Annotated in this window: 19 protein-coding genes; 3 read left to right on the top strand and 16 right to left on the bottom strand. The window is 72.9% G+C overall.

Features of this window, described 5'->3' with window-relative positions; all coding sequences use genetic code 11:
- Positions 1-19: 19 nt before the first annotated feature.
- From ACFVQZ_RS19085 to ACFVQZ_RS19035, 11 genes are all read right to left on the bottom strand, one after another.
- Positions 20-904, bottom strand: a complete 885-nt coding sequence (locus ACFVQZ_RS19085) for an AAA family ATPase (protein WP_383624077.1) — start codon at positions 902-904, stop codon at positions 20-22.
- A gap of 289 nt (positions 905-1,193) precedes the next feature.
- Positions 1,194-1,646: a type II 3-dehydroquinate dehydratase gene (locus ACFVQZ_RS19080; protein ID WP_030493600.1), complete on the bottom strand. Its 453-nt coding sequence runs from the start codon at positions 1,644-1,646 to the stop codon at positions 1,194-1,196.
- Positions 1,643-2,740 carry a 3-dehydroquinate synthase gene (gene aroB / locus ACFVQZ_RS19075; RefSeq protein WP_030493599.1) on the bottom strand — a complete coding sequence of 366 codons (1,098 nt, stop codon included), beginning with the start codon at positions 2,738-2,740 and terminating at the stop codon, positions 1,643-1,645. Before aroB ends, ACFVQZ_RS19080 begins: the two co-directional genes overlap by 4 nt.
- Positions 2,737-3,255 (bottom strand): shikimate kinase, encoded by a 519-nt coding sequence (locus tag ACFVQZ_RS19070; protein ID WP_383624072.1) that lies wholly within the window; start codon positions 3,253-3,255, stop codon positions 2,737-2,739. The genes aroB and ACFVQZ_RS19070 overlap by 4 nt, the downstream gene beginning before the upstream one ends.
- Positions 3,252-4,436 carry a chorismate synthase gene (gene aroC / locus ACFVQZ_RS19065; RefSeq protein WP_383624069.1) on the bottom strand — a complete coding sequence of 395 codons (1,185 nt, stop codon included), beginning with the start codon at positions 4,434-4,436 and terminating at the stop codon, positions 3,252-3,254. The genes ACFVQZ_RS19070 and aroC overlap by 4 nt, the downstream gene beginning before the upstream one ends.
- A gap of 188 nt (positions 4,437-4,624) precedes the next feature.
- Positions 4,625-5,467, bottom strand: coding sequence for a shikimate dehydrogenase (locus ACFVQZ_RS19060; RefSeq protein ID WP_383624066.1), 843 nt, complete (start codon positions 5,465-5,467; stop codon positions 4,625-4,627).
- Positions 5,448-7,214: an endolytic transglycosylase MltG gene (gene mltG / locus ACFVQZ_RS19055; RefSeq protein ID WP_383624063.1), complete on the bottom strand. Its 1,767-nt coding sequence runs from the start codon at positions 7,212-7,214 to the stop codon at positions 5,448-5,450. The genes ACFVQZ_RS19060 and mltG overlap by 20 nt, the downstream gene beginning before the upstream one ends.
- Before the next feature lie 101 nt (positions 7,215-7,315).
- On the bottom strand, positions 7,316-7,780 hold the full coding sequence (gene ruvX / locus ACFVQZ_RS19050) for a Holliday junction resolvase RuvX (RefSeq protein ID WP_030493594.1): 465 nt from the start codon (positions 7,778-7,780) through the stop codon (positions 7,316-7,318).
- Positions 7,781-7,782: 2 nt separating this feature from the next.
- Entirely contained in the window at positions 7,783-10,452 is a 2,670-nt protein-coding gene (gene alaS / locus ACFVQZ_RS19045; protein WP_383624060.1) for an alanine--tRNA ligase, read from the bottom strand.
- Complete coding sequence (locus ACFVQZ_RS19040) at positions 10,452-10,811, bottom strand: DUF6167 family protein (protein ID WP_030493592.1); 360 nt, start codon at positions 10,809-10,811, stop codon at positions 10,452-10,454. Before ACFVQZ_RS19040 ends, alaS begins: the two co-directional genes overlap by 1 nt.
- Before the next feature lie 6 nt (positions 10,812-10,817).
- Positions 10,818-11,249, bottom strand: coding sequence for a DUF948 domain-containing protein (locus tag ACFVQZ_RS19035; RefSeq protein WP_030493591.1), 432 nt, complete (start codon positions 11,247-11,249; stop codon positions 10,818-10,820).
- Positions 11,250-11,417: 168 nt separating this feature from the next.
- Between ACFVQZ_RS19035 and ACFVQZ_RS19030 the strand changes: the two genes are divergently transcribed.
- On the top strand, positions 11,418-13,574 hold the full coding sequence (locus ACFVQZ_RS19030; RefSeq protein ID WP_383624056.1) for an ATP-binding protein: 2,157 nt from the start codon (positions 11,418-11,420) through the stop codon (positions 13,572-13,574).
- Between the two features lie 30 nt (positions 13,575-13,604).
- Here the strand turns inward: ACFVQZ_RS19030 and rpsD are convergent, their stop codons facing one another.
- The 5 genes from rpsD to ACFVQZ_RS19005 all read right to left on the bottom strand — a co-directional run bounded on the left by rpsD (position 13,605) and on the right by ACFVQZ_RS19005 (position 18,722).
- Complete coding sequence (rpsD, locus tag ACFVQZ_RS19025) at positions 13,605-14,219, bottom strand: 30S ribosomal protein S4 (RefSeq protein ID WP_030493589.1); 615 nt, start codon at positions 14,217-14,219, stop codon at positions 13,605-13,607.
- 352 nt (positions 14,220-14,571) lie between these two features.
- Entirely contained in the window at positions 14,572-15,924 is a 1,353-nt protein-coding gene (locus tag ACFVQZ_RS19020) for a replication-associated recombination protein A (RefSeq protein ID WP_383624253.1), read from the bottom strand.
- A gap of 46 nt (positions 15,925-15,970) precedes the next feature.
- A complete protein-coding gene (locus tag ACFVQZ_RS19015) occupies positions 15,971-16,576 on the bottom strand; it encodes a vitamin K epoxide reductase family protein (RefSeq protein WP_383624052.1) in 606 nt (201 codons plus the stop codon).
- Between the two features lie 162 nt (positions 16,577-16,738).
- Positions 16,739-18,001, bottom strand: coding sequence for a histidine--tRNA ligase (gene hisS, locus ACFVQZ_RS19010; RefSeq protein WP_383624049.1), 1,263 nt, complete (start codon positions 17,999-18,001; stop codon positions 16,739-16,741).
- A gap of 10 nt (positions 18,002-18,011) precedes the next feature.
- Complete coding sequence (locus tag ACFVQZ_RS19005) at positions 18,012-18,722, bottom strand: MBL fold metallo-hydrolase (RefSeq protein ID WP_383624046.1); 711 nt, start codon at positions 18,720-18,722, stop codon at positions 18,012-18,014.
- 154 nt (positions 18,723-18,876) lie between these two features.
- Here ACFVQZ_RS19005 and ACFVQZ_RS19000 point away from each other — a divergent pair, with 154 nt between their 5' ends.
- Together ACFVQZ_RS19000 and ACFVQZ_RS18995 are read left to right on the top strand one after the other, a co-directional pair.
- A complete protein-coding gene (locus tag ACFVQZ_RS19000) occupies positions 18,877-19,629 on the top strand; it encodes a peptidylprolyl isomerase (RefSeq protein WP_383624043.1) in 753 nt (250 codons plus the stop codon).
- Between the two features lie 226 nt (positions 19,630-19,855).
- The gene (locus ACFVQZ_RS18995; RefSeq protein ID WP_030493583.1) at positions 19,856-21,085 is read left to right on the top strand and encodes a DUF349 domain-containing protein; all 1,230 of its coding nucleotides are present in this window, start codon (positions 19,856-19,858) and stop codon (positions 21,083-21,085) included.
- Positions 21,086-21,126: the final 41 nt, after the last annotated feature.

The following is a 21,126-nucleotide window of genomic DNA, read 5'->3' as shown; positions in this document are numbered from 1 at the left end:
GAGGGGCCGCGCCGGGGGGTCAGCCGCCGGGCGGCGCGGATATCGCCCGGGCCAGGGCCTCGTCCAGCAGCCGGGCGGTGGCCTCCACGTCCAGCGCCGAGTTGTCGATGATCGGCAGCCCGGAGCCGTACCAGCCGGCCATCCGGCCGTGGATCGCGGCGACCTCCTCGTCGGAGAGGCGCCGGTTGCCGGAGCGCTGGGCGTTGCGCTCCAGGACGACCTCCAGGCCCGGCAGCAGGACCACCGGGAGCAGGCCGGGGCCGACGTGCCGCTTCCAGCCGCCGAGGCCCACGACCGGGCGGTCGGGGAAGACGGCGTCGTCGAGGATGCACGAGATGCCGTTGGCGAGGAAGTTGCGGGCCGCGAAGCCGCAGGTGCGGCGGGCCAGCCGGTACTGCGCCTCGGAGTGCTCGTTCCATCCGGACTGCGGGTCGGCGAAGCCGGAGCAGACCCATTCGCGGACGTCGTCGAGGCTGACGTGCGCGGTCGGGACGGGCCGGCGGGTCGCCCAGTGCCGGGCGACCGTGGTCTTGCCCGCGCCGGCCGGACCGATCAGCAGGACGGCGAGGGTCGCGGTCCCGGTGCCGGGCCCCTGCTCGTACGACGGCACCGGCGGCGCCAGCGGTACGGCCCCGGTGACGTGCGAGGACATCCCGCCGGGTGCGGGGGCGGGCGCGGTGCCCCGGCCCGGTCCCCGCGCGGGCGGCGGGGGCGGGCCCTGCTGCACGGCCGGGTGCACGCCGAGCCGGCCGCCGGGCGTGCCGGACGGCGGCGGGCCCGGGTAGGGCGCGGCCTGCTGGGGCGGGGGCGGGGTCACGGGACCGTGTCCGCCGGCCGGCGCCTGGCCGGGCGCCCGGCCCGGTCGCTCGGGCGGTGGCAGCGGTCCCCCCACTGCGTGCTGCATCCGGTGCCACTCCGTCTCGTCGGCCTGATGCGTCGGTGAGGCGCCCGGAGCGGTGCCTCCGTCGGCCCGCCTCCGGTCGCCGGAGATGCCAAAACGTTACCGCCCCGTCCCCCCGCTCGGGGAAACGCCCGGCCCCCGCCGAACGTGCCCGGCCCCGGGAGCCCGCGGGTGAGGCGCGCCGTCCCGGTCTCCGCGTACCCCTTTCCCGGGTCCGGTCCGCGCACACCCGTCCGGCCCGGGTCGCCGTCGCGCGTCCCCGGGCCGGCCGCTCGGGCGGTCGCCCCCGCCGTCAGCTCTCCGCGGCGAGTTCCTCGGCGAGGGCGCGCAGGGCGAGCCGGTAGGAGCCGATGCCGAAGCCGGCGACGGTGCCGGTCGCCACGGCCGCCACCACCGAGGTGTGGCGGAACTCCTCGCGGGTGTACGGGTTCGAGATGTGGACCTCGATCAGCGGGGCGGTGCGCTGCGCCGCCGCGTCCCGCATCCCGTACGAGTAGTGGGTGAAGGCGCCCGGGTTCAGGACGACCGGCACCCGTCCGTCGGCCGCCTCGTGCAGCCAGCGGATCATCTCGCCCTCGTCGTTGGTCTCCCGGACCTCGACGGCGAAGCCGAGTGCGGCGCCGAGTTCCCGGCAGGAGGCGACGAGCCCCTGGTAGGAGGTGGCGCCGTAGATGTCGGGCTCGCGCGAGCCCAGCCGGCCGAGGTTCGGCCCGTTCAGCACCAGGACGCGGCGCGGTTCGCTCATGCGGAGATCTCCCCGTACGCGGCGACGAGGACGGACGGGTCCGGGCCCTCCAGGACGGAGGGCTTGGCGAGGCCGTCGAGGACGATGAAGCGCAGCAGGTCGCCGCGGGACTTCTTGTCGACCTTCATCGTCTCCAGCAGCTTGGGCCACTGGTCGCCGCGGTAGGTGAGCGGCAGGCCGACGGACTCCAGGACGGACCGGTGCCGGTCGGCGGTGGCGTCGTCGAGGCGGCCGGCGAGCCGGCCCAGCTCGGCGGCGAAGACCATGCCGACGGAGACGGCGGCGCCGTGCCGCCACTTGTACCGCTCGTTCTTCTCGATGGCGTGCGCGAGGGTGTGCCCGTAGTTCAGGATCTCGCGGCGGCCGGACTCCTTGAGGTCGCCGGAGACGACGTCGGCCTTGACCTGGATGGAGCGGACGATCAGCTCGGCGGTGTGCGGGCCGGCGGGCGTCCGGGCGGCCTGCGGGTCCTCCTCGACGAGGTCGAGGATCACCGGGTCGGCGATGAAGCCGGCCTTGATGATCTCGGCGAGGCCGCTGACGAAGTCGTGGACGGGCAGCGACTCCAGCGCGGCGAGGTCGCACAGGACGCCGGCCGGCGGGTGGAAGGCGCCGACGAGGTTCTTGCCCTCGGCGGTGTTGATGCCGGTCTTGCCGCCGACGGCCGCGTCGACCATGCCGAGGACGGTGGTCGGCACGGCGATCCAGCGGACGCCCCGCAGCCAGGTCGCGGCGACGAAGCCGGCCAGGTCGGTGGTGGCGCCGCCGCCCACGCCGACGATGACGTCGGTGCGGGTGAAGCCGGTCTGGCCGAGCGCCTTCCAGCAGTACGCGGCGACCTCGGCGGTCTTCGCCTCCTCGGCGTTCGGCACCTGGATGGCGACGGCCTCGTACCCCTGCCCGGCGAGGTCCTCGCGCAGCGCCTCGCCGGTCTCGGCGAGCGCCTCGGGGTGGATGACCGCGACCCGCTTCGCCTTGTCGCCGATGAGGCCGGGCAGTTCGCCGAGCAGCTGCCGGCCGACCAGCACCTCGTACGGATCCGTGCCGGCGCTCCCGCCGACGTGGATGCGGGTGACTTCCTGGTCCGTGGTCATGCGTCCTTCAACTCCAGTGCGTCGAGGACCGCGGCGGCGACCTCTTCGGGGGTGCGGGTGTCGGTGGCGACGACGACGCGCGCGACTTCTTCGTACAGGGGGCGGCGGGCGTCCATCAGCTCGCGCCACTGCCGCCGCGGGTTGACCGCGAGCAGCGGCCGGGCCGCGCCGAGGCCGACCCGCCGGACGGCCTCCTCGACCTCCATCGAGAGGTACGCGACGGGCCGTCCGGCCAGCAGCGCGCGGGTGCCGGCGTCGAGGATCGCGCCGCCGCCGAGGGCGAGGACGCCCTCGTGCTCGGCGAGCGCGCGGGCGACGGCGGCCTTCTCCAGCGCGCGGAAGTGCTCCTCGCCGTCCTCGACGAAGATGTCGGAGATCTCGCGGCCCTCGGCGGCGACGATGTCGGCGTCGGTGTCCCGGTAGGGCGCGCCGAGCCGTTCGGCCAGGAGCGCGCCCACCGTGGACTTGCCGGAGCCCATCGGGCCCACGAGGACGACCAGGGGGCCGCCGGTCACCGGATGTGCAGGTGGTCGAGGTACGACCGGACGTTGCGGCGGGTCTCGGGGACCGAGTCGCCGCCGAACTTCTCGACGACGGCGTCGGCGAGGACGAGGGCGACCATGGCCTCGGCGACGATGCCGGCGGCCGGGACGGCGCAGACGTCGGAGCGCTGGTGGTGGGCGGAGGCGGCCTCGCCGGTGGCGACGTCGACGGTGGCGAGCGCGCGCGGCACGGTCGCGATCGGCTTCATGGCGGCGCGGACGCGCAGCAGTTCGCCGGTGGTGAGACCGCCCTCGGTGCCGCCGGAGCGACCGGAGGTGCGCTTGATGCCGTCGTCGGTCTTCACGATCTCGTCGTGGGCCTGCGAGCCGGGCACCCGGGCGAGGTCGAAGCCGTCGCCGACCTCGACGCCCTTGATGGCCTGGATGCCCATGAGCGCGGCGGCGAGCCGGGCGTCGAGTCGGCGGTCCCAGTGCACGTGGGAGCCGAGGCCGACGGGCACGCCGTACGCGAGGACCTCGACGACGCCGCCGAGGGTGTCGCCGTCCTTGTGGGCCTGGTCGATCTCCGCGACCATCGCCTTCGACGCGTCGGCGTCGAGGCAGCGGACCGGGTCGGCGTCGAGCTTCTCGACGTCGCCGGGGACCGGGTAGACGCCGTACGGGGCCTTGGCGGAGGCCAGCTCGACGACGTGGCTGACGATCTCGATGCCGGCGGCCTCCTTGAGGAAGGACCGGGCGACGGCGCCGAGGGCGACGCGGGCGGCGGTCTCGCGGGCGCTGGCGCGCTCCAGGATCGGCCGGGCCTCGTCGAAGCCGTACTTCTGCATGCCGGCCAGGTCGGCGTGGCCGGGGCGGGGCCGGGTGAGCGGCGCGTTGCGGCCGGTCTCCTTCAGCTCCGAGGGGTCGACCGGGTCGGCCGACATGACCTTCTCCCACTTGGGCCACTCGGTGTTGCCGACCATCACCGCGATCGGCGACCCGAGGGACAGCCCGTGCCGGACGCCGCCGAGGAAGGTGACCTCGTCCTGCTCGAACTTCATCCGGGCGCCGCGCCCATAGCCGAGGCGCCGCCGCGCGAGGTGGTCCGCCACCAGCTCAGTGGTGACCGGGACGCCGGCGGGAAGACCCTCCAGCGTCGCGACCAGCGCGGGTCCGTGGGATTCCCCAGCGGTCAGCCAACGCAACCTGCTCAACGATGCTCCTCATGCTCGCGCCTGGGCACTGCGACGGCGCGGCCGGGTGCGCGGCCCTGGCCCGCCACCCCTGATCCTCCCATGTCCGGGGCGTGATCCCGGCCTCCGGTCCAGCTATCGGACGCGCGCCCCGCCGTGCGGGACGGCGGGGCGCGCGGTCACGGCGGCGGGCGCGGGCGTGCGGGGGGTCAGCGCGCGGCGAGGGCGGCCTCGCCGGCGGCGCGCATGGCGGCCAGCGGGGCCTTGGGGACGCCCGTCATCTGTTCGACCTGGAGGACCGCCTGGTGGACGAGGAGGTCCAGGCCGCCGACGACCTTGCCGCCGCGGTCGGACCAGGCCGCCGCGAGGGCCGTCGGCCAGGGGTCGTACAGGACGTCGAAGAGGGTGCCGGGGCGGTCGGGGACCGCCTGGGCCAGGGCGTCCGTGGTGCCGGCCGGGGTCGTGGCGACGACCAGCGGGGCGGCGAACGCCTCCGCCGCGTCGACCCAGGCCGCGGTGCGGACGTCCACGTCGAGCCGGTCGCCCCAGCCGCGCATCTCCTCCGCCCGGGCCTCGCTGCGGACGTACGCGGTGACCGGTCCGGCGCAGACGCGGGCCAGCGCGGCGAGCGCGGAGGAGGCGGTGGCGCCCGCGCCGAGGATCGCCGCGGACTCCACCTTCTCGACGCCCCGCTCGCGCAGGGCGGCGATCATGCCGGGGATGTCGGTGTTGTCGCCGAACCGGCGGCCGTCCTCGCGGAGGACCACCGTGTTGACCGCCTCCACCGCGGCCGCCGTGCCGCTGATCTCGTCGAGCAGCGGGATGATCGCCCGCTTGAGCGGCATGGTCAGCGACAGGCCGGCCCACGAGCCGTCGAGCTCCGCGACGAAGCCGGGCAGCGCCGCCTCGTCGATCTCGAAGCGGTCGTAGGACCAGTCGTCCAGACCCAGCTCCGCGTACGCGGCCCGGTGCAGGACCGGGGAGAGCGAGTGCGCGATCGGCGAACCGAGGACGGCGGCGCGGCGGCCCGGGTCACTGACCGGTGTTGGCATTGAACTTTTCCTTCAGCTTCTCGAACTCGGCGTACGTCTTGGCGAACTCGGTCTTGCTCATGCCGTCGGTCGCCACGAAGTACATCCAGCCGTCCTTCGTCGGATCGAGCATGGCGGCCAGCGCCTCGTTGCCGGGGTTGCCGATCGGACCGGGTGGGAGGCCGACCTGGGTGTACGTGTTGTACGGGTCCTGGTTGCTGTTCGCCTCCTGCTCCGAGATCTTGATCTCGGACTGGCCCTTCAGGTAGTTCAGGGCCGAGTCGAACTGAAGCTTCCGATTGGTCTCGGTGTTGTCCGGCTGGAGGCGGTTGTAGATGACCTCCGCCATCTTGCGGAAGTCGTCGTGCGTCTTGCCCTCCGCCTGCACCAGGCTCGCGACCGTCACGAGTTCCCAGGCGTTCTCGACGCCGTGCTTCTTCGCCTGGCCCTCCAGGTCCAGCTTCGCGTACTCCGCGTTCGCGCGGGTGACCATCTTCTTGAGGGCGTCCTCGGGCTTGCCGCCCTTGGCGACGGGGTAGCTCGCCGGGAAGAGGAATCCTTCCAGCGGGTCCTTCACGTCGTCGTGGTTCTTGGCCCAGTCGGGCAGGCCGAGGGAGTCGGCCTTCTCGAAGGCGAGTTCCTTCGTGGTGCCGGGCTTGAGGCCGAGGCGGGTGTCGATCTGCTCGTACACCCAGGCGTTGCGCTTGCCCTCGGGGATGATCAGGTTGGCCTGGCTCGCCGGGTCCAGCATGAGCGCGACCGCGCTCTCGGCCGACATCTCCTTCTTGAGGGTGTAGGCGCCGGCCTGGATCGAGAGGCCCTTGGCGTTCTTCTGCTGCGCCGCGACGAAGGCGTCGACGCTCTTCACGACGCCGGCCTCTTTGAGGATGTTGCCGATCTGGTTGCCGAACGCGCCCTTGGGGATCTCGACCTGGACCTCGCCCGTGCCGCCGCCCGCGTAGTCGGGCGCCTCGCCGAACTGGCCCTGCCAGAACTGGTAGCCGAAGTAGCCGATGCCGCCGACGCCGCCGACGAGGACCGCGGCGACGACCAGGCAGGCGACGCCGTTCTTGCCCTTGCGCTTCTTCTCCTTGCCGCGGCGCTCGCGCTCGCGGTCGTCGCCGCCGCGCCCGCCCCGGCCGCCCCGGCCGCGACGGGCGGCCGGTTCGTCGTCCTCGTGGCCGTCCTCGTCGTCACCGTTGAAGAAGGGGTGCGACTCCTCCGCCTCGTCCGGTTCCGGCCGCGCGGGCTCGGGCTCCGATTCGGGCTCCCAGTCGACGACCGGCTCCGGGGGCTGCTGCCGGCGGCCGGGCGGCTGGGGCGGCGGGTACGCCTCGGGCGTGCCGTAGAAGTCGGGCTGCTGGCCGCCGTACGGGTCGGCGGGCGGCGCGTTGTAGGCCATGGCGGCCTGGCCGGTCTCCCAGTTCCCGTCGTACGCCTGTGCGTGCTGCCCGGGCGTGTCGTACCCCTGGTTCCAGCCGGTCTGCTCGTACGCCTGCGCCTGGCCCTGGTCGCCGTACACCGGTGCGTGCGGGTCGGCGTATCCCTGCTGCGGGTACTGCTGCTGATAGGCGGCCTGCTGCTGGTACGGGTCGGTCCCGTAGCCCTGCTGGGCGTACGGGTCCTGGTACCCCTGGCCGTCCTGCGCGTACGGCGTGGCCTGCTGCGGCTGCTGGTACTGCTGCTGACCTTCCCACCCCTGGTCCCCGTAGAGCGGGTCCGTGGGGTGCCACGGTTCGGAGCCCTGGCCCCGGCCATACTCAGTCATCGATCCCCAAACAGCCGCGAGGCTTCCGGACGATCCGCCTCTACGTAGTGCGGCAGCTGTTCGAACACCGCCGCATCGCGCGGAACGTTACCGTATCGCGATCAGATGACCACTTCGACGCCCTCACCGGGCGGATTACCTGATACCCGTTCGGACTCAAGAGCGTTCTGAAGGATGATCACAGCGGCGGCCTGGTCGATGACGGACCGCCCCTTCTTGGACTTCACGCCGGAGGCCCGCAGCCCCTGCGTCGCGGTCACGGTGGTCATCCGCTCGTCCACCAGCCGGACCGGCACCGGGGCGATCCCCTTCGCCAGCTCCCGCGCGAAGGCGCGGACCTTGGCCGCGGCCGGGCCCTCCCGCCCGCTGAGCGAGCGGGGCAGGCCCACGACGACCTCGATCGGCTCGTACTCCGCGACGATCTGGCGGAGCCGCCGGTGGGCGGCCGGGACGTCACGCCCCGGCACGGTCTCCACCGGCGTGGCGAGGACCCCGTCGGGGTCGCACGAGGCGACCCCGATCCGGGCGTCCCCGACGTCGACGGCGATCCGTCGTCCACGGCGCATGGTCACGCGGTTTCCACGACCAGGCGCTCGACGGCGGCGATGGCCTCGCCGATGGCCTCCGGGTTCTGGCCGCCGCCCTGGGCGACGTCCGGCTTGCCGCCGCCACCGCCGCCGAGGGTCTTGGCGGCGGTGCGGACCAGCTCGCCGGCCTTGAGGCCGCGCTCGCGGGCGGCCTCGTTGGTGGCGATGACCGTCAGCGGCTTGCCGTTGGCCGTGGTGAAGAGGGCGACGACGGCCGGGCGGTCGGACGGGATCCGGCCGCGCACGTCGAGGACCAGCTTGCGCAGGTCGTCGGCGCCGGTGCCGTCCGGGACCTGGCCGGTGACCAGGGCGACGCCCCGCACGTCCTTGGCGGAGTCGACCAGGCCGGCGGCGGCCTGGAGGACCTTCTCCGCGCGGAACTTCTCGATCTCCTTCTCGGCGTCCTTCAGCTTGCCGAGCATGGAGGAGATCTTCTCCGGCAGCTCCTCCGGACGGCCCTTGACCAGCTCCTGGAGCTGGGCGACGACCGTGTGCTCCTTGGCGAGGAAGTTGTAGGCGTCGACGCCGACCAGGGCCTCGATGCGGCGCACGCCGGAGCCGATGGACGACTCGCCGAGCAGCTTCACCAGACCCAGCTGGGCGGTGTTGTGCACGTGCGTGCCGCCGCACAGCTCCTTGGAGAAGTCGCCGATGGTGACGACGCGGACCTGCTCGCCGTACTTCTCGCCGAACTCGGCGATGGCGCCCTGGCGCTTGGCCTCGTCGATCGGCATGACCTCGGCGTGCACCTCCAGCTCGCGCGCGAGGACCTCGTTGATCTTCTGCTCGACGTCCATGAGGACCGTGCCGGGGACGGCGTTCGGCGAACCGAAGTCGAAGCGGAAGCGGCCCGGCTGGTTCTCCGAACCGGCCTGGGCGGCCGTCGGGCCGAGGGCGTCGCGCAGCGCCTGGTGGGTGAGGTGGGTGGCCGAGTGGGCGCGGGCGATGGCCCGGCGGCGGCGCACGTCGATGGTGGCGTAGGCGGTGGAGCCCACGGTCACCTCGCCGACCTGCACCGAACCCTTGTGCACCGAGACGCCCGGGACGGGCTGCTGCACGTCGCGGACCTCGATGACGGCGCCGGAGTGCAGCCGGATGCGGCCCTGGTCGGCGATCTGGCCACCGCCCTCGGCGTAGAAGGGGGTGCGGTCGAGGACGACCTCGATCTCGTCGCCCTCGGAGGCGGCCGGCGACGGGACGCCGTTCACCAGCAGGCCGACGACCGTGGACTCGCCCTCGGTGTTGGTGTAACCGGTGAACTGGGTGGCGCCGGAGGTGTCGGCGATCTCGCGGTAGGCGGAGACGTCGGCGTGGCCGGTCTTCTTGGCCTTGGCGTCGGCCTTGGCACGCTCCCGCTGCTCCTGCATCAGGCGGCGGAAGCCGGCCTCGTCCACGGAGAGGCCCTGCTCGGCGGCCATCTCCAGGGTGAGGTCGATCGGGAAGCCCCAGGTGTCGTGGAGCAGGAACGCCTTCTCGCCGGCGAGGACCGTGCCGCCGGCGGCCTTGGTCTCGGTGACGGCGGTGTCGAGGATGTTGGTGCCGCCCTTGAGGGCCTTCAGGAACGCGGCCTCCTCGGCGAGGGCGACCGTCTCGATCCGCTTGCGGTCGGTCTCCAGCTCCGGGTACTGCTCGCCCATCGTCCGGATGACCGTGTCGACGAGCTCGCCGACGACCGGGCCGGTGGCGCCGAGCAGGCGCATGTTGCGGACGGCGCGGCGCATGATGCGGCGGAGCACGTAGCCGCGGCCCTCGTTGCCCGGGGTGACGCCGTCGCCGATGAGCATCACGGAGGTGCGCATGTGGTCGGCGACCACGCGCAGCGACACGTCGCTGTCGTGGGCCTTGCCGTAGGCGACGCCGGTGAGCTCGGTGGCCTTGTCGATGACGACCTTGAGGGTGTCCGTCTCGTACATGTTCTGGACGCCCTGGAGGATCATCGCCAGGCGCTCCAGGCCGAGGCCCGTGTCGATGTTCTTGGCGGGGAGGTCGCCCAGGATCGGGAAGTCCTCCTTGCCGGAGCCCTCGCCGCGCTCGTACTGCATGAAGACGAGGTTCCAGATCTCGACGTACCGCTCGTCGTTGACGGCCGGGCCGCCCTCGACGCCGAACTCGGGGCCGCGGTCGTAGTTGATCTCGGAGCACGGGCCGCACGGGCCGGGGACGCCCATCGACCAGAAGTTCGGGCCCATGCCCAGGCGCTGGATGCGCTCGGCGGGGACGCCGATGACGTCGCGCCAGATGCGCTCGGCCTCGTCGTCCTGCTCGTAGACCGTGATCCAGAGCTTCTCCGGCTCCAGCCCGTAGCCGCCGTGCTCCACCGGGGTGGTCAGCAGCTCCCAGGCGAGCTTGATGGCGCCTTCCTTGAAGTAGTCGCCGAAGGAGAAGTTGCCGCACATCTGGAAGAACGTGCCGTGCCGGGTGGTCTTGCCGACCTCCTCGATGTCCGGCGTGCGCACGCACTTCTGCACGCTGGAGGCACGGGTGAACGGCGGCTTGACCTCACCCAGGAAGTAGGGCTTGAACGGCACCATGCCGGCGGGGACGAGCAGCAGAGTCGGGTCGTCCGCGATGAGCGACGCCGAAGGGACGACGGTGTGCCCGCGCTCCTCGAAGAAGCTCAGCCAGCGGCGGCGGATTTCAGCCGACTCCATCAGTGGTCCTCATTCCGGTTGTACGAGATCGTGCGCGGGGAACGCGCCGAGAACGTGGTCGTGGTCTTGTGCGGGGTCGGGCCGAGGGCGGCCCGGCGGCGGGGCTCCGGAAGCTCCCGGTCCGCGGGAGGCGGGGCGTCGAGGCCGAGGGCCTCGCCCAGTTCCGCCTCGCGCTGGACCATGCCCGCCCTCACGTCGAGGGCGAAGTCCTTGAGCCGGTGGCCCGTCTCGATCGCCTTGTTCGCGGCCTGGGCCGCGAGGCTCTCGGGGGTCAGCTGCTGGATCTTGCGGTTGACCTTGGTGGTGGCCCAGACGCCGGCGGCTGCGCCGGCCGTGAACCAGAACGTGCGGCGGAACATCGCGGCTCAGCCCTTCTGCTTCCGGCGCCGTGCGACCGGCACGGTACGGCCGACGATCACAGTACGGCGCCGGCCGGCGGGCGGCGCCTCCTCGCGGCCGCGGCCGAGCGCCTTGCGGACCCCGTACCCGAACGCGGCGACCTTGACGAGCGGGCCCCCGAAGGTGGAGGCGACGGTCGTCGAGAGCGCGGAGGCGTTGGCGGTGACCTCCTGGACGTCCGAGGCGATGGCGTCGACCCGGTCGAGCTGGGTCTGCGCCGAGCGGACGGTCGCCGACGCGTCGGCGAGCAGGGGAACGGCCTGTTCGGTCACGTCCGCCACGAGTCTGGTGGTCGCCCGGAGCGTCTGCGCCAGCCTCGCCAGCACCACGGCGAGGAAGGAGACGAGGATCGCCCAGAACACGGCCACCAGGATCCCGGCAACCTCTCCACCGGTCACTGCGCACCGCTCTCTGCTGTCGTCATCGGTCGTTCGGGTCATGCGAAAAGTCGTCCCCCGACCCTATCGCGCCCGGGCTGTCACGCCGTACCGCCTTACCGCCCGTGGGGCGGGAGTGACGCGATCGGATTGTACGGAGCGCGCGCGGATGAGTACGCTCCGTGTCCCATGCGACGCAGCAATCTCCCGGCGGAGCTCAACCGGTTCGTGGGCCGGGCCGCCGAGCGGGCCGAACTGGCCGCGCTCCTCGCCGAATCCCGCCTCGTCACGGTCCTCGGCGTGGGCGGCGTGGGCAAGACCCGGCTGGCCCTGACGTGCGCCGCCGCGATGCAGAAACGCTACGGCGACGAGGTGCGACTCGCGGCGCTCGCCCCCGTGCGCGACCCCGAGCTCGTCGAGCACGCCCTGGTGGAGGCGCTCGGGCTGACCGACCACACCCGCCGCGGACCGCGCGAGGTGCTGCGCGACCACCTCGCCGAGCGCCGGCTGCTCCTCGTCCTCGACGGCTTCGAGCACCTGGTGGACGCGTGCGGCCCGCTCGTCCACGACCTGCTCGCCGGCGCGCCCGGACTGACCGTGCTGGCCACCGGCCGCCGCCCGCTGCGGATCCCGGGCGAGGCGGTGCTGACGCTGGCGCCGATGGGCGAGGACGACGCGCTGGAGCTGCTCGCCGAGCGGGCCGCGCGGGCCGGGACCCCCGCCGTCGCGGACGACGCGGCGGTACGGGAGCTGTGCCGGCGCCTCGACGGCATCCCGCTCGCGCTCGAACTGGCGGCGGGGCGGCTGCCGCTGCTCTCCGTGGAGCAGCTGCTGGCCCGGCTCGACGACCGCTTCCGGCTGCTCGGCGACGGCGGGCGCGGGGTCCTCCCCCGCCACCAGACGCTGCGCACCGCGATCGGCTGGAGCCACGAGCTGTGCACGCCGGAGGAGCGGCTGCTGTGGGCGCGGCTGTCGGTCTTCGCCGGCCCGTTCGACCTGGAGGCCGTGGAGTACGTGTGCGGGGGCCCCGACCTGCCGCAGGAGGGGATCCTCGACCTGCTGGGCGGTCTGCTGGCGCAGTCGCTGGTGTTCCGGGAGGACACGGCGGCGGGGCCGGGCTACCGGATGCTGGACACGGTGGCGGCGTACGGGGCGGAGTGGCTGGCGGCGCTCGGGGACACCGACCGGATGCGGCGGCGCCACCGCGACTGGTACATGGGGCTGGCGACCTGGTGCGAGCTGGAGTGGTTCAGTCCCCGGCAGGCGGAGGTGGCGGCGCGGACGGCGGCGGCGCTGCCGAACCTGCGGGCCGCGCTCGACCTGTGCCTGGAGGCGCCGGACGACGCGCACCTGGCGCAGCACCTGGCCGGGACGCTCTGGTTCGCCTGGGTGGGGTGCGGGCGGCTGTCGGAGGGGCGGCACTGGCTGGACCGGGCGCTGGCCCTCGACTCCGGGCACGAGGAGGCGCGGCTGAAGGCGCTGTGGGTGCTCGGCTACGTGGCGGTGCTGCAGGGCGACCCGACGGCGGCGGTGGCCGCGCTGCACAGCTGCCGGGAGCGGGCGCGGGCCTCGCGGAACCGCCTGGCGGAGGCGTACGCGACGCACCGGCTGGGGTGTCTGGCGCTGCTCTCGGACGACTTCCCGCGCGCCGAGGAGCTGCTGGGCCGGGCCCTCGGCGCGTACCGGGAGCTGGGCGAGCTGAACAGCAACGTGCTGATGGGCCAGGTGGAGCTGGCGATGGCGCGGGCCTTCCAGGGCGATCTGGAGGGGGCGGCGGCGGTCTGCCGGGAGGTGCGGGAGATCTGCGAGGAGCGCGGGGAGCGCTGGACGCGGGCGTACGCGCTCTATGTGCTGGCGTACTCGGCGTGGACCCGGGACGCGCTGGCGGAGGCGCGGGAGCTGCTGGTGGAGTGCCTGACGATCAACCACCTCTTCCGCGACCTGGTGGGGGTGGTGCTGGCGGTGGAGCTGCTGGCGCTGGTGACGGTGAGCGAGGGCGATCCGCTGGAGGCGGCGGTGCTCCAGGGCGCGGCGCTGCCGGCGTGGGACGCGGTGGGGATCCGGACGTTCGGGTCGGGCGCGTTCGACGGGCCGCGGACGCTGTGCGCGGGGCGGGCGGTGGAGGCGCTGGGCGCCGAGCGGTACGAGGAGGCAGTCCGGCTGGGGCAGGGGCTGTCGCTGGACGAGACGGTGGAGCGGGCGGTGGCCGCCCGGCCGGGCGCGGTCACGGACGGGCGGCCGGAGGCGGCGCCGCGGCCGTTCCGCAGCGCGCGTCCGCCGGTGGTGCCGGGAACGCGGAAGCCCGCCGGCTCCCCCACCGGGAAGGGCGGGGAAGCGGCGGGCTGAACACCGCGGGGGTGTACGACGGCCGCTGGATCAGCGGGCGTAGTACTCGACGACCAGCTGCTCGTCGCAGATGACCGGGATCTCCTTGCGGTTCGGCTCGCGGTCCAGGCGGAAGGCCAGGGCCTTCAGGTTGACCTGGAGGTAGCGCGGGGTCTCGCCGTCGGGGGCGAAGCCACCCTCGCGGGCGACCTGGAACAGGGTCTTCGCGCGGGACTTCTCGCGGACCATCACGACGTCGTCGGGACGGACGCGGAAGGACGGCTTGTCGACCTTGACGCCGTTGACCTGGATGTGGCCGTGGACGACCATCTGACGGGCCTGGTAGATGGTGCGGGCGATGCCCGAACGCAGGACCAGGGCGTCGAGGCGGCGCTCGAGCTCGACGACCAGCGCCTCGCCCGTCTTGCCCTCGGCCTTCTTGGCGCGGTCGTAGGCGCGCGCCATCTGGCGCTCGCTGATGTCGTACTGGGCACGCAGACGCTGCTTCTCGAGCAGACGGACCTTGTAGTCCGAGTTCTGCTTGCGGCCGCGGCCGTGCTCGCCCGGCGGGTAGGGACGGGCCTCGAAGTACTTGACGGCCTTCGGCGTCAGCGCGATGCCGAGGGCACGCGACTTCTTGACCTTGGGGCGGGCCTGGTTCGCCATGAACCAACCTCTCTGTCTGAACGAATACGGCTTCACCAGTGGTTACGGAGGTCGCAATCCGCAGCCGGGAAAACCCACCGGGCCCGTGAGGGTCCTGTCGGGCAGCCGCTTCCCGGTCTGGGCACGTACGTGCAGCACGCGAACGACCCACCGCCGGTCCCGGGAACCCGGGGGGTGGTGGGTGGCACGCGACACCATGCGAAGGTGCGCGACGCTCCTGGAAACCCGGCCCGGAGGCCGGGTCTCCTGCTGACCGTCCCGCTCTGGTGGCGCCGGCCGGGGCCGGACACGGGACGCAGCTGTCCGGACCAGTGTACCGGCTCCGCGGAGCGCCACCGACCGGGGGCGCTGGTCAGCCGCCGTCGCCCTTCAGGCGCTCGCGGACCTTCTCCACGACGTCCGCGTAGCGGGCCTCGGCGCCGTAGCGGGTGGGCTCGTAGTAGCGCTTGCCGTGGAGGGCGTCGGGGGCGTACTGCTGGGCGGCGATCGCGCCGGGCACGTCGTGCGGGTAGACGTATCCCTGGGCGTGGCCGAGTTTGGCGGCGCCCTTGTAGTGGCCGTCGCGCAGGTGGGGCGGGACGGGGCCGGCGAGGCCGTTCCGCACGTCCTCGCGGGCGGCGAAGATCGCGTTGGTCGCCGCGTTGGACTTCGGGGCGAGGGCGAGGGCGATGGTGGCGTGGCTGAGGGTGAGGGCGGCCTCGGGGAAGCCGATCATGGCGACGGCCTGGGCGGCGGCGACGGCGAGCGGCAGGGCCTGCGGGTCGGCGAGGCCGATGTCCTCGCTGGCGGAGATCATCAGCCGGCGGGCGATGAAGCGGGGGTCCTCGCCCGCCTCGATCATGCGGGCCAGGTAGTGCAGGGCCGCGTCGACGTCGGAGCCGCGGATGGACTTGATGAGGGCGCTGGCGACGTCGTAGTGCTGGTCGCCGTCCCGGTCGTACGTCACCGCGGCGCGGTCGACGGCCTCCTCGACGGTCTGGAGGGTGATCTCCCGCTCGCCCTTGGCGAGGGCGCCGCCGGCGGCGGCTTCCAGGGCGGTGAGGGCGCGCCGGGCGTCGCCGCCGGCGATCCGCAGCAGATGGGCGCGGGCGTCGTCGTGGAGGTCGACGGCGCCGCCGAGGCCGCGCTCCTCGGTGACGGCCCGGTCCATGAGGCCGCTGAGGTCCTCGTCGGTGAGCGGCTCCAGGGTGAGGAGCAGGGAGCGGGAGAGGAGCGGGGAGATCACCGAGAAGTACGGGTTCTCGGTGGTGGCGGCGATGAGGGTGACCCAGCGGTTCTCGACGGCGGGCAGCAGCGAGTCCTGCTGGGCCTTGGAGAAGCGGTGGATCTCGTCGAGGAAGAGGACGGTCTCCTTGCCGTAGCCGCCGGAGGCGCGGCGGGCGCCGTCGATGACGGCCCGGACCTCCTTGACGCCGGCGGTGATCGCGGAGAGTTCGACGAAGCGCTTGTCGGTGGCCTTGGAGACCACGTACGCGAGGGTGGTCTTGCCGATGCCCGGCGGGCCCCAGAGGATCACCGAGGAGGCTCCGGCGGGGCCGGTGCCCTCCCCGACGAGCCGCCGCAGCGGCGAGCCGGGCTTGAGCAGGTGCCTCTGGCCCACCACCTCGTCGAGGGTGCGGGGGCGCATCCGGACCGCCAGCGGGCTGCTGGACGGGTCCTTCTCCTGGCGTTCTTCGGCGGCTGCGGTAAAGAGGTCGGGCTCCACGTCCATGAAGCCTAGGACACGCCACCGACAGGCCGGGCGGGCGCGGTCAGCTCGTCCAGAAGTCCCACCAGCGGGTCAGGATCAGCATGCCGATGATTCCGAGGTGCAGGACGGGCAGGACCCAGGTGAACTCGGCGAAGAAGGTGCGCAGCCCGGCGGGTGCGGGGACGACCCCGGAGCGGACGTTGTGCGAGGTCACGTACCAGAACATGACGATGGTGGCGGCCCAGGCGAGGCAGCACCACAGGCAGAGCGAGTTGATCTCGTACAGCGACTGCTGCATGAGCCAGGTGCAGAAGCCGACGCCGAAGAGGGTGCCGGCGTTGAGGCCGAGCCAGTACCAGCGGCGGTAGCGGGCGCCGGCGAGGAGGGCGACGCCGATGGCGATCACCATGGCGTAGGTGACCAGGCCGAGCATCGGGTTGGGGAAGCCGAAGACCGAGGCCTGCTCGCTCTTCATGATGTTCCCGCAGGACACGATGGGGTTGAGGCTGCATCCGGGGACGAAGTTCGGGTCCTCCAGGAGCTTGAACTTGTCGAGGGTGATGACCCAGGCGGCGAGCAGTCCGGCCGCCCCGGTGATCACCAGGAGCCAGGCGAGGCCCTTGCTCGCTCCGATGGTCCCCGTCGTCTCCGTGCCGGCGTTCGTCATGCCCGTCCTTCTCCGTCGTCCAGGGCCCTGGCGGCCCCGCCCATTCTGCAACAAGGGGTACGCCCCCGGCCGTTCGCGGGACATAAGGACGGGCGGTGGGACGACAGGGCGAAGGGGCCCGGCCGCGCACGGCGGCCGGGCCCCTTCGACGGGTGCGGGGCGTCAGCCCAGCAGGCCGCGGACGGCGTCCAGGACCTCGTCCAGGGCGACCGCGCGCTGCTCGCCGGAGTGCATGTCCTTGACCTGGACCACACCTTCGGCGAGGTCCCGCTCGCCGGCGACCAGGGCGATCCGGGCGCCGGAGCGGTTGGCGTCCTTCATCGAGCCCTTGAGGCCCTTGCCGCCGAAGGAGAAGTCTGCGGCGACGCCGGCCCGGCGCAGCTCGGTGACCTTGCCGAAGAGGACGCGGCGCGCCTCCTCGCCGAGGGCGACGGCGAAGACGCTGGTGGGGGCGGGCAGGTCGAGCTCGACGCCCTCGGCCTCCAGGGCGAGGACGGTCCGGTCGACGCCGAGGGCCCAGCCGACGGACGGCAGCGCGGGGCCGCCGATCATCTCGGAGAGGCCGTCGTAGCGGCCGCCGCCGCCCACGGCGGACTGCGAGCCGAGGCCGTCGTGGACGAACTCGAAGGTGGTCCGGGTGTAGTAGTCGAGGCCGCGGACCAGCTTCGGGTCGTCCTCGAAGACCACGCCTGCGGCGGTGATCAGCTCGCGGACCTGCTCGTGGTACGCCTTGCAGGCGTCGCACAGGTAGTCGCGCAGCAGCGGCGCGTCGACCAGCTGCTTCTGCACGTCGGCGCGCTTGTCGTCGAGGACCCGCAGCGGGTTGATCTCGGCGCGGCGCAGGGTCTCCTCGTCGAGGTCGAGGCCGCGCAGGAAGGTCTGCAGGGCCTCGCGGTAGACGGGGCGGCACTCCTTGTCGCCGAGCGAGTTCAGCAGGATGCGGTACTGGCGCAGGCCGAGGGAGCGGTACGCCTGGTCGGCGAGGATGATCAGCTCGGCGTCGAGCGCGGGGTCCTCGGCGCCGATCGCCTCGGCGCCGACCTGCGAGAAGTGGCGGTAGCGGCCCGCCTGCGCCCGCTCGTAGCGGTAGTACGAGCCGGAGTACCAGAGCTTGACCGGCAGGTTGCCCTGCTTGTGCAGGTTGGCCTGGAGGGCGGCGCGCAGCACGGAGGCGGTGCCCTCGGGGCGGAGGGCGAGCTGGTCGCCGCCCTTCGTGGTGAGGGTGTACATCTCCTTGGTGACGATGTCGGTGGACTCGCCGACGCCGCGGGCGAAGAGGTTCACGTCCTCGAAGCCGGGGGTCTCGACGTAGCCGTAGCCGGCGTTCCTCGCCTGGGTGGAGATCGCGTCGCGAACCGCCAGGAAGACGGCGGAGCGCGGGGGGATCAGGTCGTACGTGCCCTTGGGGGCCTGAAAGGTGCTCACGGGAGTCTTGTCACATTCCTCGTCGGGGAGCCTGGGGGTCGCTCCCGAGGCCGGAGGCCACCTGCCGCAGATACGGGTTGGTGGCGCGCTCCTGGCCGATGGTCGTCTGGGGACCGTGGCCGGACAGGACGACGGTCGAGTTGTCGAGCGGCAGGACCACGCGGGTCAGCGACGCGAGCATCTCGTCCATGTCACCGCCGGGCAGGTCGGTGCGTCCGATGGAGCCGGCGAACAGCAGGTCGCCGGAGAAGAACACGGAGGGGATCTCCGAGGTCTCCGGCGTCCGGAAGGTCACCGACCCCTTGGTATGGCCGGGGGCGTGCGCGACGGTGAAGTCCAGGCCCGCGAGCTTCAGCGCGGCCCCGTCGGTGAGCTCCCGCACGTCGCCGGGTTCGCCCACGGTCAGCTCGCCCATGAGGGGCATGCCGATGGAGCGGCCGAGGGCCTTCTCCGGGTCGCTCATCATGTACCGGTCGGCGGGGTGGATCCACGCGGGCACGTCGTGGGCGCCGCAGACCGGGACGACGGAGGCGACGTGGTCGATGTGGCCATGGGTGAGGACCACCGCGACGGGCTTGAGCCGATGCTTCTTCAGCGTCTCCTCGACTCCCTGGGCGGCCTGGTGGCCCGGGTCGATGATGACGCACTCCTCGCCTGCGGCGGGGGCGACCACGTAGCAGTTGGTGCCCCAGGCCCCGGCGGGGAACCCGGCAATCAGCACGATCGTCCTTCTGTGTCGTCCGGCAGTGGGCTGCGGCCTCGCGGAATGCAGCAGATCAGAGCCTACCGGCGGTGCGTATTCCACAGCCAACCCGTATACGGTACGGGCACATCCGGCCAAGGCAGGAACACACGAACGAGAGGGAGCGGACCCGGTGGTCACCAGCGATCAGCGGCGGCGGCAGCTCGCCAGGGACAAGTACGCGCGCCAGCAGCAGCGGCGGGCGGAGGCGCGGCGCAGGACCAAGCGGCGCAACACGGTGATCGCGGCCTCCCTCGCGGTGGTGCTCGCGGCCGGCGGCGCGGTGTACGCCTCGGTGCAGTTCCTGGGGGGCGACTCCAAGAACACCGAGGCGGAGGCCCCGAGCGGCGAGCCGAAGATGGGCATCGAGGCCGAGGGCACGTACGACTTCGCCCTGAAGACCAACGAGGGCGACGTCACGATCACCATGGACGCGGCGAAGACCCCGCGCACGGTGAACTCCTTCAAGCACCTCGCCGACAAGAAGTACTTCGACGGCACCAAGTGCCACCGGCTCACCACCGCCGGGATCTTCGTCCTCCAGTGCGGCGACCCGGAGGGCACCGGCATGGGCGGCCCCGGCTACACCATCCCGGACGAGAACCTCGACGCCCTCGGCAAGCCGGGCGCCGACGGCAAGGTCACGTACAAGGCGGGCACGGTCGCCATGGCCAACACCGGGCAGCCCGGCACCGGCGGCTCGCAGTTCTTCCTCGTCTACAAGGACTCGAAGCTGCCGCCGCAGTACACCCCCTTCGGCACGATCGACGCGACCGGTCTCGCGGCGGTCCAGAAGGTCGGTGCGGCCGGGGCCGAGGGCGGCCAGGGCGACGGCGCCCCGAAGAAGCCGGTCACGATCGAGAAGGCGACCGTCTCCAAGAAGTGAGGGGACGCGCTCCGCAGGACGGCGGTCCGGCGGCCCGCACGCGCGTGACCGTGGAATTCGGTCGCGCTGAGTGCGGACAGCCGGGCCGCCGTTCGCCTAGATTGGCGTAGTGCGGCGCGGTCCGATCCTTCGGCCGCGCGGCGGAAGGCGGGCGCGGCCCGCCCAGGAACTGTGGACGATGCCCGGGGGTCACCACCCGTCGAGGGCATCATGGTGAGGAGGCGCTGTGAGCAGCGACCCGTGGGGCCGTGTCGACGAGACGGGCACCGTGTACGTGCGGACGGCCGAGGGTGAGAAGGTCGTCGGATCCTGGCAGGCGGGCACTCCCGAGGAGGCGCTGGCCTACTTCGAGCGCAAGTACGAGGGCCTGGTTGTCGAGATCGGCCTCCTCGAGAAGCGGGTGAAGACCACCGACCTCTCGGCGAAGGACGCCATGGCGGCGATCGAGCACATCCGGCACCAGGTCGACGAGCACCACGTCGTCGGCGACCTGGCCGCGCTCTCGGCCCGCCTGGACAAGCTCGTGGAGACGGTGGAGTCGCGCCGCGAGGAGCGCAGGGCGCAGAAGGCGAAGCAGGCCGACGAGGCGCGTGCCGCCAAGGAGGCGCTGGTCACCGAGGCCGAGGAGCTGGCGCAGAGCGAGCAGTGGCGGGCGGCCGGCGAGCGGCTGCGGTCCCTGGTGGACACGTGGAAGGGCCTGCCGCGGCTCGACCGCAAGTCCGACGACGAGCTGTGGCACCGCTTCTCGCACGCCCGCTCGGCGTTCTCCAAGCGCCGGAAGGCGCACTTCGCCCAGCTCGACGCGCAGCGCGAGGAGGCCCGGAAGACCAAGGAGCGCCTGGTAGCCGAGGCCGAGGCGCTGCAGAACTCCACCGACTGGGGTGCGACCGCGGCCCGCTACCGCGAGCTGATGGCCGACTGGAAGGCCGCCGGCCGGGCCCAGCGCGAGCACGAGGACGACCTGTGGAACCGATTCCGCGGCGCCCAGGACGTCTTCTTCGCCGCCCGTTCCGGGGTCTTCGCCGAGCGGGACGCGGAGCAGACCGAGAACCTCAAGCTGAAGGAGGAGCTGGCGGCCGAGGCCGAGAAGCTGCTCCCGGTGACGGACCTGAAGGCCGCCCGCGCCGCCTTCCGCGCCGTCAACGAGCGCTGGGAGGCCATCGGCCACGTGCCGCGCGACGCCCGTCCGAAGGTGGAGGGCCGGATGCAGGCGGTGGAGCGGGCGATCCAGGAGGCCGAGGAGGCCGAGTGGCGCCGCACCAACCCGGAGGCGCGCGCGCGTGCCGCGGGCCTGACCGGTCAGCTCCAGGACGCCGTCGACAAGCTGCGCAAGCAGATCGACGCCGCCCGCGCGGCCGGCAACGACGCCAAGGCCGACAAGCTCACCAAGGAGCTCGAAGGCCGCCAGGCCCTCCTGGACCAGGCCCTGAAGGGCCTCCAGGAGTTCGGCGGCTGACCGGCCCGCACGACCACGAGAAGGGCCCCCGGCACCGGCCG

It is taken from the genome of Streptomyces sp. NPDC057854, assembly GCF_042797055.1.
Classification (GTDB): Bacteria; Actinomycetota; Actinomycetes; order Streptomycetales; family Streptomycetaceae; genus Streptomyces.
Note: the sequence above shows the minus strand (reverse complement) of the source record. Positions and strands in the feature narration are given on the sequence as shown.